General features: G+C 68.7%; 2 protein-coding genes. Both read left to right on the top strand.

Annotated elements, in window-relative coordinates:
- The first annotated feature begins 130 nt into the window (after nt 1-130).
- A complete protein-coding gene (locus BGN95_RS07070; protein ID WP_286772086.1) occupies nt 131-1,063 on the top strand; it encodes a glutamate cyclase domain-containing protein in 933 nt (310 codons plus the stop codon).
- A gap of 11 nt (nt 1,064-1,074) precedes the next feature.
- Nucleotides 1,075-1,563 (top strand): acyl-CoA dehydrogenase family protein (locus tag BGN95_RS07065; protein WP_286772085.1); only part of this gene is annotated, 489 nt, incomplete at its 3' end.

Here is a 1,563-nt window from a genome sequence, read left to right as displayed (position 1 = left end):
GTGCAGAACAGCACGAGGGCACTCAGCTTGAAGTAGATGCCGTGCAGCGGCGACGGCGCGGGGACAGTCGACAAGATGCGCTATTTGGCTCGTGCGGCATCCTTTCGTAAAGTGAAGTTCGTGAGGGGGAGTGCGCAACTCGATGTCGTCTGGGTCAATTGAGCAAGCAAGGCGCCTGGCCGCCATCGAAGCGTTGGTGTGTCGCGATGTCGGTCGCAAGACCGCCGATCTGATCGCCGCCAATCCCGGCGGCCTCGCCGATGCCGCACGCGACCTGGCGCGCGCGACCTCCGTCGGGTTGATCACCGGCTTCTTCGTGCCGCGCGGCGACGTCGCGGCCCCCGAGACGGACGGCCCGGTGGGCACGGCGCTGCTGGCGGCGGCGCTCGCCGCCTGCGGTCTGGCCGTGCGCATCGCGACCGACGCGCCCTGCGCCGAGGCCGTGCGGGCGGCCGTAGCGGCAAGCGGTGGCGGTGTCGCCACCGACGAGGGGGCCGTCGAAGACAGGGCGGGCCTCGACAAGCTGCTCGGTGGGTGGCAGGCGATGAAGCTCAGCCACGTGATTGCCATCGAGCGCTGTGGTCGCTCGGCCGACGGCAAGCCGCGCAACATGCGCGGCGTTGACGTCTCCGCCTGGACGGCGCCGCTCGACGATCTCTTCCTCGGCGGCCCCTGGCGGAAGCTCGCGGTGGGCGACGGCGGCAACGAGATCGGCATGGGCCGATTGCCGGCGGGGTTGATCGCCCGCACCGTGCCGAACGGCGCCGAGATCGCCTGCGTGACGAGCTGCGATCACCTGACGGTCGCCGGGGTGTCAAACTGGGGCGCCTACGGCCTGATGGCAGCGCTGACGGTGCTGCGGCCCGACTGGGCGGCCACGATTGCGAAATTCCTGACAGCAGAACGTGACCTCGCCGTCACGCGCGCCGTGGTGGACAAAGCCGGTGCAGTCGACGGCGTTACGGCGCTGCGCGAGCCCACGGTGGATGGCTTTGGCCCCGACGTACACGGTGCTCTCGTCGACGAGCTTGGTCGCATTGCCTGGGGGCAGGCGGCGGACTAGGTTGCGCCGCCATGGAAAATCCCTACGCCCCGACCCATCCCGAGATCCGCGACGCCGTTCGCCAGCTTTGCCTCAAGTTCGACGGCAGCTATTGGCGAGAGCTGGACCGCGAGCGTGGCTATCCCACCGCGTTCGTGAAGGCGCTGACCGAGGCGGGCTGGCTGTCGATCCTGATTCCCGAGGAATACGGTGGCGCGGGGCTCGGCATTTCGGCGGCGAGCGCGGTGCTGGAAGAGATCCACAAGGCCGGCTGCAACGCCGCGGCCTGCCACGCCCAGATGTACATCATGGGGACGGTGCTACGACACGGCAGCAAGGAGCAGAAGGAGCGTTACCTGCCGAAGATCGCCACTGGCGAGCTGCGCCTGCAGGCGTTCGGCGTCACCGAGCCGACCAGCGGCACCGACACGTTGGCGCTGCGCACCACGGCGGTGAAGAAGGACAACAGCACTTACCTCGTCAACGGGCAGAAGGTGTGGACCAGCCGCGCCGAGCATTCC

Source organism: Sphingomonas sp. 66-10 (assembly GCF_001897045.1).
GTDB lineage: Bacteria > Pseudomonadota > Alphaproteobacteria > Sphingomonadales > Sphingomonadaceae > Sphingomonas > Sphingomonas lycopersici.
The sequence above is the reverse complement of the archived record's forward strand: the minus strand, read 5'-3'. Positions and strand labels throughout refer to the sequence as shown.